Below are 13,344 nucleotides of genomic sequence, written 5' to 3'. Positions count from 1 at the left end.
AAATTGGCGCTGGCATTGAAGGATAAGCTCTTTCTTCTAAGGCCAAAAAAAAGAGCGCGAAAAGCGCCCTCAACTAGAAGATATGATCTACTATACTCTATGTACAAAAATCTAAGGAGTATAGCCAAGTGCCCTGTAGACAAACGTTTAAGATAAGTTTTCTTTAATATAGCTTAAGGCGGACTCTACATGATCTTTCACACGGACCTTGCGCCACTCTTTGACAAGTGTTCCTTCTTTATCAATAACAAAAGTAGAGCGGACAATGCCCATGTATTCTTTACCAAAGTTTTTCTTCAACTGCCATACATCATATGACTCTGCAGCAGAATGATCCTCATCCGCAAGTAGAAGAAACGGAAGATCATATTTATCAATAAATTTCTTATGTTTTTCGACAGGATCAGGACTGACTCCCAAAATTACTGTATCTAGTTCTTCAAATCCTTCAATGTGATCCCGAAAATCACATGCCTCCGTCGTACATCCAGGTGTCATATCTTTAGGGTAAAAATAAAGCACAACATTTTTTCCTTTGTAGTCGGAAAGAGACACAGTCTCCCCCGTGCTTGCTTCTAATTTAAAATCTGGAGCTTTTTCGCCAACTTCAATACTCATTGTTACGCCTCCTTTAATCATCTTAAGTTAAGCGTAACGAAATTCATGTTAACTTACAACTTCGAGCTTTCTCGATAATCGACAATTGTAGTGACAAAAAAAGCAGCCGGCATTAAGTAGCCAATTAATGCTTCAATAATCGCAATCCATCTTCCTATTCCAATTGGTGTAAGATCTCCATAGCCAACAGATAGAAGCGTGACCGCACTGAAATAAAGGACAGATTGAACTCTTGTAAGCGGCGTTAATGTCATGTCCGCTAGATCCACTTGTCCTTCTTGAAGAACAGGGATATCAAGTATGATTAGACTTAAATACATACTTCCAAAAGCGATAATCATCGTTAAATAAACAAGAAATAGCAGAAACATCTTATACACAGAGAGAAGACTTCCAGGTACTCTCGTTCTTTTCATGAGAGCGACCATACTTCTCCCCACACTAATAAGGGCAAGAATAATAGCACAAGTAATCAATAAGAGCATTAGTAAACACCTCATAATAGGTTTATGAGGTGTTCGTTGAATTTAGGACGAACTATTCTGAAACAAGTGTCGTGTAGACAACCATCCGCTCCTCGTGGGTTCCTGCATCTCGATCAAATGTCCCTGTACAAGTAATTAAATTGAGGCTTGATTTAGAACTTGTTCCAAATACTTTCTCGAGTGGCGCATTATTTCTAGGATAAGACTCAACAGCATGCACCTCAAAATCATACGCCAATCCATGTTCATCCGTAACTGTAACGAGATCTCCAGCTTCTAAATCTCCAAGGTGAAAGAACACCGATGGACCAGTTTTGTTATCAACGTGACCTGCAAGAACGGCATTTCCTCTTTCACCAGGTTTCGCTCCAGGCTCATACCATCCCACGTTACGATCGTCTCTTGGCACATCCATTTGCCCATCCGGTAATTGGCCTACATGTTCCACGTTAGCATCTACATTTATTGCCGGGATGGATAATTGATCAGGAACGATCCCTTCTATAATACGCTCTTCAGATTCTTCACTCTCAGAGCTAGAAGATGCCGTTATCTCTGGAGCAGAGATCAGTTGAACTTCTTCATTAGAAGAAACTTCTTTCTTTCCAGCTATTTGATCAGAAGAAGAAGAACAGCCCACCGCTCCTAAAAATATCATAATCATTAATAGCCTTTTAAACGGCATCACTGCTCCTCCTTCTACCTTGATTTAAGCTGTTTGCTTCTTACGAAGATAGATTCCAGTTCCTGCAGCTAAAATCGCTCCACCTAGAAGTGCCCATGCAACTGTGTTCGACTGATCCGCTGTACCACCCATACCAGTTTGCGGCATTTCTGAAGGCATGTTTGTCGCATCAACCATTGGCCAAGCTTCAAGAGTTGGATCACCTTCTACAAGACCAATAGCATATACCGAGTAAACATATCCCTCTTTCAACTCAACACCAGGGATTTCAAGAACAACATCTTCAGATCCTGCTGGTCGAACTTCAAGGTCTACTGTCATTGGATCAACTTCTGCATAATCAGACGTCGATTTAAATGCAACATCGGAGAAAAGTACATCCCCATCTTTAACTGCTACATCTACATTAGGTGCATCTGGAGAAGCATGTACCACTCTTACTTTAGCTTTACCTTCAGAAGCTTCCATATCATCATTCAGTGCCCAAAGCGAAATGCTATCAAGTTTACCGACAGCTGCAGCAGAATACTTCATTCCTTCTTCAATTGTCACGGACTGACTGATTACTGGATCGCCTTCTCCATTCTCTCCGGCTGGGAATACTTCAATTTCATGGTCTCCGGCTGGTAGTGCCATGTAATCTGTTGCCTGCTTATATTCAGCACCTTCTACTACTGCTTCACCATCCACATACACATCAACTGCAGGTGCATCTGGAGAAGCATGAATCACACGTACCATCGCTTCGTGATTATCCGCAAACGCTGTTCCTCCGATAATTCCGAACATCATAACCATTGCAACCGCAGCTGCCATAAACTTCCTAAGCATTCCATCCACTCCCCTTATTTAATTTTTGTTATACTTTTGTATAACCTTTGTTCACTTGTTAATACGACAAAATCTTTGCATTTGGATCACTTTTTTTACACTTTTATTGTTTTTATTTCGAATTCAAGGGAATAGAGCTACTAGCAAAGCTCGGAGGAGGAACAAACTAATGAGTAAAGGCAATTATGCGATTGCTTACTGGGATAGTGAAAACGAGGATCATTTTAAAGTCTTTTGTATTGAAAACCATCAGACGCTTTTACGCATCGCCCGTCGCATAGTCAATGACCAGCAAATTGCCGAAGAAATCGTTCAGGATGTTTATCTAGAAGTTTGGAATAAGAGAAGCCAATTTGAGCCTGATAAAGGAAAGCTTTCCTCATGGGTAAACCAGATCACACGAAACCGAGCTATTGACCGGATTAAGAAAGAACAGCGCAATTTTAAAGAAACAGTTGTTGAAGATCACCATTTGGTCAATAAAGAACTTTATATTCAAGATGACTTTGGAAACAAAGATATGATTAACGGAGCCTTAAATTCTTTGAATACGGAACAAAAGGAAATTCTTAAGCTCATCTATTTAGAAGGATATAGTCAAGCAGAAGTAGCTTCCAAAAAGAAAATTCCTCTTGGAACAGTGAAAAGTCGCGTTAGGCTTGGCATGAAAAAATTAAAAGAAAAGATCGATTCATCATTATTAGAACCTGTTTAATCATAAACAAAAAGTCCAGAGGGATATCCCTCTGGACTTTTTAGTTACCTGCGCCCCTATATTTCGTGACGCCAATATTCCACATAAAGATCGCAAATCCAAAAAAGACAGCGCCCATCACTGGGGTAAGAAAAGCATAACCGTACCATTCTTCACGACCCAAGAAATAAGCAGATGGATAAACACCAACAAAAGCAAAAGGTAAGATCCACGTTAACACAAAGCGAATGACTTTATTGTAGATATCAACTGGATATCTACCATAGTTTCCGATATTATACATCATTGGCATAATGCTTGTTCTACTATCTGACCAAAAACTGATACTGGCCAGCAAAATAAAGATCCCTGCGTAGACAAAAGCTCCGCCTAGAACCATGAAAAGAAAAACAATAGGATCATACCAGGATAGGCTTAGATCAAGACGATTTCCTGCATATATCATAACAGCGATACCAGTTAGTACCCCAAACAATGATTCAAGCTCCATCCGTTCTAAAATAATTTGAAACAAACTATGCACAGGTCTTGTTAAGATTCGATCCATCTCCCCTTTAACAATATACCTTTCATTGAAATCCCAAATATTAAAGAAGGCGCCAAAAATGGCAAATGGAACGAGAAAAAAGCCATAAATAAAAATAATTTCATCCTTCGACCAGCCGCTCAACATATTTGTATGTCCGAATACTACCAATATAAAAATGAGATTGACTGCTTGAAACAATAAATCAGACATAATCTCCATCAGCATATCAACACGATAGGTTAATCTTGTTTTCATATACTGCGCTACATATAGAAAGAAAACACTCGTATGCTTCATCTATTACCCTCCCTGCACAATCAAGCGTTTTTTGGCAATGACCCATAGCGCTTGAATTGGAAGAATCAAGATAACCGCCCAGACTAGCTGGAAAAGAATCGCCTCCCAAACCGCACTCCCAGTAAAACCTTCTGTAAAAATCATACTTGGAATATAGCTAATAGCCTGGAACGGAAGAAAGTCCATGACATTCTGAGCCCATCCCGGATAGAAACTGATTGGAAGTAATAATCCCGAGAACAAATCGATTACAACGCGTTTTGCTCGAATCAGTCCATCGTTGTTAAAGAAGAAAAAGGTCATAACACCTGTCAGTAGATTAATTTGAGTATTAACAATAAAACTTAGAATAATTGCAACCATAAAGAACATCCACGTCGAAAATGCAGCTGAAAATTCAATCGGGAAAATAAGGCTAACGATAATCATACCTGGAATTGAGAAGAAGCTTAATCTAAAAATCCCTTCCCCTAGTCCCTGCATCGTCTTCATTAATAAATAGTGATAGGGACGAATAAATTCTATTGCTACCTTACCTTCTTTAATCTCCTGAGCAATTTCTCGATCAATGTTATTAAAATAAAAAGCTCTTGCCATCCAGGCAACCGCAACATAGGTTGTCATCTGAATCACGGATAGTCCTTCAATTTCTCCTTTTCCACCATAAATGGCATTCCACAAAAAGTAGTACGCTCCGATATTAATGCTATAAATTAAAATTCCGCTATAATAGTTCGTTCGATAGGCAAGCATCATTAAAAAACGAACTCGAATCATTTCGAGATACTTACCCATTTAGCATACCTTCTTCATAGATATTTCGAATAATCTCTTCCGTCGAAATTTCATGAATTTTAATATCCGTAATTCGATTTGCTGCCACAACTCGACCAATCACTTCAGAAATCACGTGCTCTTCGTTAATCACATTCGCAATCCATACGTTATCTCGGTCACCTTTTGTCCATTCTGCTTCGAGTTCTTTCAATAAAGGTTGGAGTTGTTCACCACTAACCTGTTCACCAAACTGAAATTCAATCTGCTTTCCTTCTCCCCAGTTAGAACGGAGCTTAGCAAGTTTCCCATCATAGATAATCTGTCCTTCATCCAGCATCACAACACGATCACATAACGCTTCAATATCCGTAAGATCATGGGTAGTAAGTAAAATCGTGGTCTTGTACTTCTCGTTAATCTCCTTTAAGAAATTACGAATCTTTAACTTTACAAGGACATCAAGACCAATAGTTGGTTCATCAAGAAACAAAAGCTTTGGATTATGAAGAAGCGCTGCTGCTAGCTCACATCGCATACGTTGTCCTAGCGATAACTTTCTTACAGGCTTATCAAGCAATGGTCCAATATCAAGCGATTCAATGACGTGATTCATATGTTCGTTATACACATCATCCGGCACGTTATAGACTTTCTTAAGCAAACGAAACGATTCTTGTACAGCAATATCCCACCACAATTGAGAACGTTGACCAAACACAACACCAATGGAACGAACAAATTTTTCACGTTCTTTATGAGGATCCATTCCATTCACCCGAACAGTCCCAGAAGTTGGTGTTAAAATGCCAGTTAGCATTTTAATGCTTGTTGACTTTCCAGCACCATTTTCTCCGATATAACCTACCATTTCCCCTTCGTTAACAGTAAACGATATATCTTTTACAGCAGAAATCACTTTATAATTACGCGTAAACAGATCTCGAAACGCTCCTTTTAATCCTGAGCGGCTTGAATGAGATTTAAAATCCTTACGCAACGACTGCACATCAATAACCTTTTCCATTCGTTATCCTCCTTTTTACACACCAACTTAGTTTACAAGAGCCACTCCTATTAAACAATCATTGCGCTTAAGTGCAAGTGGGAATAGTGTTTTGTTCCGCTCTACTCATGCTACAATGGATAGTGATGAACAAGTAAGACTAGGAGGTTAACATGAATTTCACGAAATCAGAACAACACCATAAAGAATCACTTGATATTATGCTAGGTGGTGTGAACAGTCCATCTCGATCCTATAAAGGCGTTGGCGGAGGCACTCCCATCTTCATGGAAAAAGCAAAGGGGCCTTATTTCTGGGACGTTGATGGTAACAAATACATAGACTACCTTGCAGCTTACGGTCCTATTATTACTGGCCATGCACATCCACATATTACGAAAGCCATCACAACTGCAGCGGAAAATGGCGTTTTATATGGGACACCGACCGTTCTAGAGAATCGTTTTGGTTCAATGCTTCAGGAAGCCATTCCTTCTCTTGAACGCGTTCGGTTTGTAAACTCCGGTACCGAAGCGGTTATGACAACGATTCGTGTTGCAAGGGCCTATACCGGTCGCAACAAAATTGTGAAATTTGCTGGTTGCTATCATGGACACTCAGATCTTGTCCTAGTTGCTGCTGGTTCTGGCCCTGCTACTCTAGGAAGTCCCGATTCTGCTGGCGTTCCAAAAAGCATTGCCAGAGAGGTGATCACGGTACCATTTAACGACATTGAGGCTTATAAAGAAGCAATGGAAAAATGGGGAGATGAAGTAGCGGGTGTTCTCGTTGAACCGATTGTTGGTAACTTTGGCATCGTTGAGCCTGAAGAAGGTTTTCTTGAACAGGTCAATGAAATCACTCACCAACACGGTGCTCTCGTAATCTACGATGAAGTGATCACGGCGTTCCGCTTTATGTACGGCGGTGCCCAGAACTTACTTGGTGTTGAGCCAGATATGACAGCACTCGGAAAGATTATTGGAGGAGGTCTCCCGATTGGCGCATACGGCGGTAAGCGCGAAATTATGGAACACGTTGCTCCTCTAGGACCAGCTTATCAAGCTGGTACAATGGCCGGAAATCCTGCTTCGATCTCAGCAGGTATTGCGTGTCTTGAAGTCCTCCAAGAAGAAGGGGTATATAACCACTTAGACAAACTTGGAGAACGACTTGAATCAGGCATCCTTCAACACGCAAAGGAAGCCGGGATTCAGATTACAATTAATCGTCTCAAAGGGGCTCTTACCGTCTACTTTAATAACAAGAAAGTAATGAATTACAAACAGGCTGAGGATTCTGATGGAGAGAGATTTGCCCGATTCTTTAAACTCATGCTTCAGGAAGGAATTAATCTTGCCCCTTCTAAATACGAAGCTTGGTTTCTAACAACAGAACATACTGAAGAAGACATTGAGGAAACGCTTGAAGCAGTAAAACGCGTCTTCCAACAGATGGCTTAATGGAAATTGATAAAGACAGAATGAAGCAACTTCATTCTGTCTTTTCTACTATCTTTGGTATTATTTGAAATAAGCCTTGCTATCCGTATCATTCCGATGTATAACTAGAACGTCTCATATGTTTAAAAGAGGAAATAGAGGTTACTCTCTATATTAATAGTATGTAATGAAAGGATAATAACAGAATGAAGTTTGGTGCCCGTATTTTTAAAACAGGGCTTGCGATTACCATCGCCTTATATTTAGCAACATGGCTTGGATTAGAGCCACCTACTTTCGCTGGTGTAGCTGCATTGTTTGCGATCCAACCATCCATCTACAGATCGTATCAAACGATTATCGATCAATTTCAATCAAACATTATTGGAGCCCTGCTAGCCGTTGTGCTTGTTCTTCTTTTCGGAAATCAGCCCATTGTCATTGGCCTAGGCGCTATTATAATTATCGCCATTAATATTAAATTAAATATTGAAAGTACAATTCCACTTGCTGTTGTAACAGTGATATTAATTATGAACGCGCCACAAGAGGAATTTATCACTTTTGCCACGAATCGATTTCTCGTCATTATGGTAGGGGTCGTCAGTTCTTTCTTTGTGAATTTGATTTTCCTCCCACCGAAGTATGAAACGAAATTGTTTCATAAAATCGTAAGCAACACAGAATATATCTCACAATGGATTCGACTTGCTACGAGGAATGACGCGGAACACAAAGTCCTTAAAGAAAACTTGATTAAGTTAAAAGAAGACACAGTGAAAAGTGATCAGTACTTTCTTCTTTATAAGGAAGAGCGAACCTATTTCAAAAGAAGAGATTTTGTAAAAGCTCGTAAGCTCGTTCTATTCAGACAGATGATCGCTACAACAGAAAAATCACTCGCTATTCTAAAAATGCTTGATCAACTTGATGTCAAGATTTTGATCATGCCCGATGAGGTAAGAAAGATGATTCAGACTCACCTTGATGAGCTGACAAATTATCACGAACGTATCCATTTAAAATATATCGGCAAAGTGAGGCATCAGTCTCCTGAAGAAATGTTAAACACAGTTGGATCCGGTGAATCTACTTTAACCGAACGCTATGTTGATTTATACGAAAGTGGTGAATGTAACCGCGAACTTTGGATGACAATCTTTCCTTTAATCGGTATGATTATTGATTACAACGACCATCTTGAACACCTTGATCTGCTAGTCGATAGCTTCCATTCGTATCACCAAGAAGAAAATGAAGTCGACATACAAGAGCTTCATGCCAAATAAAAAATCAGCCGAATCGGCTGATTTTTTATTTCTTCATTTTAGGATCCAACGCATCACGGAGACCGTCACCTAGTAGGTTAAATCCAAGAACTGTTAGCATAATCGCAAGTCCTGGAAAAAACACCGTCCACGGAGCCTGGATAATGTATGAACGGGAGTCTGCTAGCATCTTCCCCCACTCAGGTTGTGGCGCCTGTGCACCGAGACCTAGAAAACTAAGCGCAGCCGCTTCTAGAATAGCAGTCGCTATCGCAAGCGTTCCTTGCACAATAATTGGTGCGAGGGAATTCGGTAATACGTGATGAAAAATGATTCTAGAGTCTTTCATTCCAACAGCCCTCGCCGCCATCACATACTCTTCCTGTTTCACACTTAACACTCTAGAACGAACAAGCCGTCCAAAGTTTGGAATATTAATAATGGCAATCGCGATCAGCGCATTTCTTAATGATGGTCCTAAAACTGCCACAACTGCAATCGCAAGAAGGATACTTGGAAAGGCAAGCATGATATCAAAGATACGTGAAATAATTGTATCAACTAACTTACCGTAGTATCCCGCTACCATACCTAGTAAACTCCCTACCGCTGCTGAACCGAGTACGGCAAAGAAACCAACCCATAAAGAAATTCGCGCCCCATAAATAATGCGTGATAAAATATCACGACCGAAATCATCGGTTCCAAACCAATGACTGGCTGAGGGCGATTGAAGTCGTTCACCTAATTTTTGTTCGTTAATCCCTTCAGGAGCGATGACCCCTGCAAAGATCGCTAGAAGAATGAAAAAAAGTACAATCCCCATGCCGACCATCGCTAGCTTATTTCTCCTGAATCCTTTCCAGGCTTCACGCCATGGCGATAATACTTCTTCATCTGGTTGCTTTTGAACATTCACTTTTTTTTGCGGAGCAATTTCAGCCATCTTAGAAGCCCCCTTTAGTTGTATTTGATTCGAGGATCAATTGCAGCGTACAGCAGATCGACAATTAAGTTAATAAAAACGAATATTACCGCAACGATTAAAATCCCGGATTGAATAACAGGATAATCTCTAAAATTAATCGCGTCGTAAATATATCGACCAATTCCTGGCCAACCAAAGATCGTCTCAGTAAGAATCGCTCCCCCAAGAAGCAAGCCCATTTGCAGTCCAATAACGGTTAGAACGGGAATAAATGCATTTTTTAAAGAGTGTTTATAGACAACCCAAAACATTTTTGTTCCTTTTGCACGCGCTGTTCGAACAAAATCAGAGCGCATAACTTCAAGCATGCTTGAGCGTGTCATTCGTGCAATAATAGCCATTGGAATCGTACCAAGAGCAATCCCAGGTAGAATCAAATGCTTAATCACTTCAACAAATTGATCCATTCTACCCTGAAGTAAGGTATCAATAAGATAAAGGTGAGTAATCGCATCTACAGGGTTTCTCACATTTTCACGACCCGTTGATGGAAGCCATCCGAGTTCAAGAGAGAAAGCCCACTGTTCCATCAACCCAAGCCAGAAAACAGGCATGGATACACCAACTAGCGCTAATACCATAGCCGTGTAATCAAACCATGAGTTTTGGAACCAAGCACTAATGATCCCTGCATTTACACCGATAAAAATCGCAATCACCATCGCAACAAGCGACAGTTCAAGAGTAGCAGCAAGATATGGCCAAATTTCTCCACTAATATCTGAACTCGTCCGAAGAGAAGTACCTAAATCTCCTGTAAATAAGTTTTTAATATAATCGATATACTGCAAATACCACGGCTGATCAAGACCAAGCTGTTTTGTTAAACTTTTTATTGCTTCCTCTGTTGCCTGTTGTCCTAGAATGACCTGAGCTGGATCTCCGGGAATGGCTCGAATCATAAAGAATACAATGAGTGTCATCCCAAACAACACCGGGATGAGCATCAGCAGTCGTCTAACTGTATAAGCAAGCATCTACTCACCTCTTCCATCTGTATAAATCTTGTCGTCATAATATGTATGTAACGTTATGAAGAATAAAAGGGGAGTGCATCACTCCCCTTCCTTATTTCCTATTGAAGCGTTACTTTTGTTAGCTTGTCAGATCCAGTTGGATGCGGTGAGAAACCTTTAATTGTACTAGAGCCGCCAAGTGCTGGCTTGGAGTGTACAAGAGGAATCCACGGTGCATCTTCATGGATGATTTCTTGTGCTTCTTTATAAAGCTTATTACGCTCTTCTTCATCTGGAGTTGACTGTGCTTCGATTAGAAGATCATGAAGCTCCTGGTTTTCATAGTACGTATAGTTGTTGCTTCCAATGTTATCCTGATCAAGGAGTACGTATAGGAAGTTATCAGCGTCACCGTTATCGCCAGTCCAACCTAACAAGAAGCTATCTGCTTCACCATTACGAGCTTTTTCAAGATACGTTGCCCACTCGTATGATTTGATTTCAGCATCTACGCCAATTTCAGCGAAGCTTTTCTGAAGAACTTCTGCTACTTTTTGACCATCTGGCATATATGGACGTGGAACAGGCATTGCCCAAAGCTCCATTTCAAATCCATCTTCATAGCCAGCTTCTTTTAGAAGTTCCTTCGCTTTATCAAGATCATATTCATAACCTTCAATATCATCGTTATATCCACCGATTACCGGAGGCATTGGGTTTTTCGCTGGTTCAGCTTGTCCAGCATAGAAAGAATCGATAAGCGCTTGCTTGTCCACAGCGTGGTTCAGCGCCTGACGTACAAGCTTATCTTTTAATGGTCCACGATTTGTCGTCAATCCAACGTATCCAACGTTCATAGAAGGACGGAAGAAAGTTTGAAGATCGCCATTGTCTTCTACCTGCTGAACATCAGAAGGGTTAAGACCGTCCATCAAATCGATTTCACCAGCCATTAGTGCATTCAATCGTGCAGAGTTATCCGGAATCGCTCTAAAAATAACACTATCCAGTTTTGGATAACCATCCATCCAGTACTCTTCGTTTTTATTTAGAACGATTTTGTCATTTCTGTTCCACTGATCAAATACAAATGGACCAGTACCTACAGGATTTTCACCAAACTTATCGCCTTGCTTTTCAAGTGCATCTGGACTAGCAATCGCAAATGGAGACATCGCGATGTTTTTCAAGAATGGTGCTTGTGGACGCTTCAATTGGAATTCAACAGTGTAATCGTCTTTCGCTGTTACACTTTCAATCACATGTCCTTCGTCCCCTTTAAATCCACCAAACATGGACTTATAGTAATAAAATGCTTCTTCATTCCCATTCATCCAACGTTCGAAATTGTAAACTACAGCGTCTGCGTTAAAGTCAGTACCGTCATGGAACTTTACACCTTCACGAAGAGTGAATATATATGTCTTGCCATCGTCAGAAACTTCCCAATCTGTCGCAAGGGCTTCTTGCACATCTGTGTTATCGTCACCATAATCAAGAAGCGTATCAAAAATATTCTTTGTTACTTTAAATGATTCCCCGTCTGTTACAGATGCTGGATCAAGTGATACGGAGTCACCGCCACGGCCAAAGATCAATGTTCCACCTGCTTCTTCACCTCCGTCTCCGGAGTCACCCCCGCCGTTGCCATTCGTTTCGTTTGATCCACCGCAACCGGCTAGACCAATCGAAAGTAGCAATACAAATAGTAATAAAAAAATGGTTTTCTTCATGTTCTTCCCCCTTAGTCATGTTTGTGATTTATACATGGTCTTCTTCATACAGATGACACGCTGTATGGTGCCCAGGTTCTATCTCCCTGAATTCGGGAACAACGGAGCTGCACACGTCCATCGCCTTAGGACATCTTGTGTGAAAAGGACACCCTGATGGCGGATTCGATGGACTTGGCACATCTCCAGTAAGAATAATTCTGTCTTTCCCATATTCAGGATCTGGAACCGGCACCGCTGAAAGAAGAGCCTGTGTATACGGATGTTTTGAATCCAAATAGAGCTTTTCACTATCTGCCATTTCAACTATGCGCCCAAGGTACATCACTCCGACACGATCGCTAATATGACGAACAACTCCTAAATCATGAGCGATAAACAAATATGTTAGTCCAAGCTCTTTCTGAAGATCTTCTAAAAGATTTAATACTTGAGCTTGGATCGAAACATCAAGTGCTGATACAGGTTCATCCGCAATGATTAACTTCGGATTAACCGCAAGTGCCCTTGCTATACCAATTCTTTGACGTTGTCCACCACTGAATTGGTGAGGATAACGTTTGGCGTGGTATGCACTTAGACCAACAATTTCAAGAAGTTCTCTTACCCTTTTTTTACGCTCTGCTTTATTCCCAAGCTGATGAACGATAAGAGGTTCTTCGATAATTTTCTCAACTGTATGTCTCGGATTCAGCGATGCAAAAGGATCCTGAAATACCATCTGTATATCTTTTCTAAGATGACGGAGATCCTTTTTGTTTAAACTGGTCATTTCTTTTCCATCAAAGAGAACTTCCCCTTCACTTGGTTCAAGCAGTCTCATTAACATCCGTCCAGTTGTAGACTTTCCACATCCACTTTCTCCAACCAGTCCAAAAGTTTCTCCTTTATGTAATGTAAAGGTCACACCATCAACGGCTTTTACTGTTCCTACCTGCTGCTTAAGTACGCCTCCCTGAATGGGAAAATGTTTCTTGAGCTGTTTAACTTCAAGTAGTGCTTCTTGCAAAATAGGTG

At 40.6% G+C, this 13,344-nt stretch carries 14 protein-coding genes; 3 read left to right on the top strand and 11 right to left on the bottom strand.

Annotated elements, in window-relative coordinates; translation table 11 throughout:
* Positions 1-147 precede the first annotated feature (147 nt).
* Genes bcp through ATG70_RS20640 form a run of 4 tightly spaced genes read right to left on the bottom strand, consistent with a single transcriptional unit; the run spans position 148 to position 2,619 of the window.
* On the bottom strand, positions 148-618 hold the full coding sequence (gene bcp, locus ATG70_RS20655; RefSeq protein ID WP_098446334.1) for a thioredoxin-dependent thiol peroxidase: 471 nt from the start codon (positions 616-618) through the stop codon (positions 148-150).
* Between the two features lie 53 nt (positions 619-671).
* Positions 672-1,103: an ion channel gene (locus ATG70_RS20650; protein ID WP_098446333.1), complete on the bottom strand. Its 432-nt coding sequence runs from the start codon at positions 1,101-1,103 to the stop codon at positions 672-674.
* A 52-nt stretch (positions 1,104-1,155) separates the two neighbouring features.
* Positions 1,156-1,788 carry a class F sortase gene (locus ATG70_RS20645; RefSeq protein ID WP_098446331.1) on the bottom strand — a complete coding sequence of 211 codons (633 nt, stop codon included), beginning with the start codon at positions 1,786-1,788 and terminating at the stop codon, positions 1,156-1,158.
* A 24-nt stretch (positions 1,789-1,812) separates the two neighbouring features.
* The gene (locus tag ATG70_RS20640) at positions 1,813-2,619 is read right to left on the bottom strand and encodes a DUF4397 domain-containing protein (RefSeq protein WP_098446330.1); all 807 of its coding nucleotides are present in this window, start codon (positions 2,617-2,619) and stop codon (positions 1,813-1,815) included.
* 169 nt (positions 2,620-2,788) lie between these two features.
* Here ATG70_RS20640 and ATG70_RS20635 point away from each other — a divergent pair, with 169 nt between their 5' ends.
* Entirely contained in the window at positions 2,789-3,334 is a 546-nt protein-coding gene (locus ATG70_RS20635) for an RNA polymerase sigma factor (RefSeq protein ID WP_098446328.1), read from the top strand.
* Positions 3,335-3,374: 40 nt separating this feature from the next.
* Here ATG70_RS20635 and ATG70_RS20630 read toward each other — a convergent pair whose 3' ends face one another.
* The 3 genes from ATG70_RS20630 to ATG70_RS20620 are packed head-to-tail and all read right to left on the bottom strand — an operon-like array spanning position 3,375 to position 5,961.
* Positions 3,375-4,160, bottom strand: coding sequence for an ABC transporter permease (locus tag ATG70_RS20630; RefSeq protein WP_098446327.1), 786 nt, complete (start codon positions 4,158-4,160; stop codon positions 3,375-3,377).
* Between the two features lie 3 nt (positions 4,161-4,163).
* The gene (locus ATG70_RS20625) at positions 4,164-4,955 is read right to left on the bottom strand and encodes an ABC transporter permease (RefSeq protein ID WP_098446326.1); all 792 of its coding nucleotides are present in this window, start codon (positions 4,953-4,955) and stop codon (positions 4,164-4,166) included.
* Positions 4,948-5,961, bottom strand: a complete 1,014-nt coding sequence (locus ATG70_RS20620) for an ABC transporter ATP-binding protein (RefSeq protein WP_098446325.1) — start codon at positions 5,959-5,961, stop codon at positions 4,948-4,950. Before ATG70_RS20620 ends, ATG70_RS20625 begins: the two co-directional genes overlap by 8 nt.
* A 152-nt stretch (positions 5,962-6,113) precedes the next feature.
* Between ATG70_RS20620 and ATG70_RS20615 the strand changes: the two genes are divergently transcribed.
* Positions 6,114-7,403 carry a glutamate-1-semialdehyde 2,1-aminomutase gene (locus ATG70_RS20615; protein ID WP_098446324.1) on the top strand — a complete coding sequence of 430 codons (1,290 nt, stop codon included), beginning with the start codon at positions 6,114-6,116 and terminating at the stop codon, positions 7,401-7,403.
* A 185-nt stretch (positions 7,404-7,588) separates the two neighbouring features.
* On the top strand, positions 7,589-8,671 hold the full coding sequence (locus tag ATG70_RS20610; RefSeq protein ID WP_098446323.1) for an FUSC family protein: 1,083 nt from the start codon (positions 7,589-7,591) through the stop codon (positions 8,669-8,671).
* A 25-nt stretch (positions 8,672-8,696) separates the two neighbouring features.
* Here the strand turns inward: ATG70_RS20610 and nikC are convergent, their stop codons facing one another.
* The 4 genes from nikC to ATG70_RS20590 all read right to left on the bottom strand — a co-directional run bounded on the left by nikC (position 8,697) and on the right by ATG70_RS20590 (position 13,336).
* Positions 8,697-9,596: a nickel transporter permease gene (nikC, locus tag ATG70_RS20605; protein ID WP_098446322.1), complete on the bottom strand. Its 900-nt coding sequence runs from the start codon at positions 9,594-9,596 to the stop codon at positions 8,697-8,699.
* Between the two features lie 14 nt (positions 9,597-9,610).
* Complete coding sequence (locus ATG70_RS20600; RefSeq protein ID WP_098446321.1) at positions 9,611-10,615, bottom strand: ABC transporter permease; 1,005 nt, start codon at positions 10,613-10,615, stop codon at positions 9,611-9,613.
* 98 nt (positions 10,616-10,713) lie between these two features.
* Positions 10,714-12,327 carry an ABC transporter substrate-binding protein gene (locus ATG70_RS20595; RefSeq protein ID WP_098446320.1) on the bottom strand — a complete coding sequence of 538 codons (1,614 nt, stop codon included), beginning with the start codon at positions 12,325-12,327 and terminating at the stop codon, positions 10,714-10,716.
* Between the two features lie 28 nt (positions 12,328-12,355).
* Positions 12,356-13,336 carry an ABC transporter ATP-binding protein gene (locus ATG70_RS20590; RefSeq protein ID WP_098446318.1) on the bottom strand — a complete coding sequence of 327 codons (981 nt, stop codon included), beginning with the start codon at positions 13,334-13,336 and terminating at the stop codon, positions 12,356-12,358.
* Positions 13,337-13,344 lie beyond the last annotated feature (8 nt).

This window comes from Bacillus sp. es.036 (assembly GCF_002563635.1).
In the GTDB taxonomy this organism is placed as follows: domain Bacteria; phylum Bacillota; class Bacilli; order Bacillales; family Guptibacillaceae; genus Guptibacillus.
Note: the sequence above shows the minus strand (reverse complement) of the source record. Positions and strands in the feature narration are given on the sequence as shown.

What these genes read in the sequence shown, in the direction of transcription:
- bcp (WP_098446334.1), bottom strand. Translation starts at nt 618, where the DNA reads ATGAGTATTGAAGTTGGCGAAAAAGCTCCAGATTTTAAATTAGAAGCA.
- ATG70_RS20635 (WP_098446328.1), top strand. Translation starts at nt 2,789, where the DNA reads ATGAGTAAAGGCAATTATGCGATTGCTTACTGGGATAGTGAAAACGAG.
- ATG70_RS20625 (WP_098446326.1), bottom strand. Translation starts at nt 4,955, where the DNA reads ATGGGTAAGTATCTCGAAATGATTCGAGTTCGTTTTTTAATGATGCTT.
- ATG70_RS20620 (WP_098446325.1), bottom strand. Translation starts at nt 5,961, where the DNA reads ATGGAAAAGGTTATTGATGTGCAGTCGTTGCGTAAGGATTTTAAATCT.
- ATG70_RS20650 (WP_098446333.1), bottom strand. Translation starts at nt 1,103, where the DNA reads ATGCTCTTATTGATTACTTGTGCTATTATTCTTGCCCTTATTAGTGTG.
- ATG70_RS20610 (WP_098446323.1), top strand. Translation starts at nt 7,589, where the DNA reads ATGAAGTTTGGTGCCCGTATTTTTAAAACAGGGCTTGCGATTACCATC.
- nikC (WP_098446322.1), bottom strand. Translation starts at nt 9,596, where the DNA reads ATGGCTGAAATTGCTCCGCAAAAAAAAGTGAATGTTCAAAAGCAACCA.
- ATG70_RS20630 (WP_098446327.1), bottom strand. Translation starts at nt 4,160, where the DNA reads ATGAAGCATACGAGTGTTTTCTTTCTATATGTAGCGCAGTATATGAAA.
- ATG70_RS20640 (WP_098446330.1), bottom strand. Translation starts at nt 2,619, where the DNA reads ATGCTTAGGAAGTTTATGGCAGCTGCGGTTGCAATGGTTATGATGTTC.
- ATG70_RS20645 (WP_098446331.1), bottom strand. Translation starts at nt 1,788, where the DNA reads ATGCCGTTTAAAAGGCTATTAATGATTATGATATTTTTAGGAGCGGTG.
- ATG70_RS20615 (WP_098446324.1), top strand. Translation starts at nt 6,114, where the DNA reads ATGAATTTCACGAAATCAGAACAACACCATAAAGAATCACTTGATATT.
- ATG70_RS20600 (WP_098446321.1), bottom strand. Translation starts at nt 10,615, where the DNA reads ATGCTTGCTTATACAGTTAGACGACTGCTGATGCTCATCCCGGTGTTG.
- ATG70_RS20595 (WP_098446320.1), bottom strand. Translation starts at nt 12,327, where the DNA reads ATGAAGAAAACCATTTTTTTATTACTATTTGTATTGCTACTTTCGATT.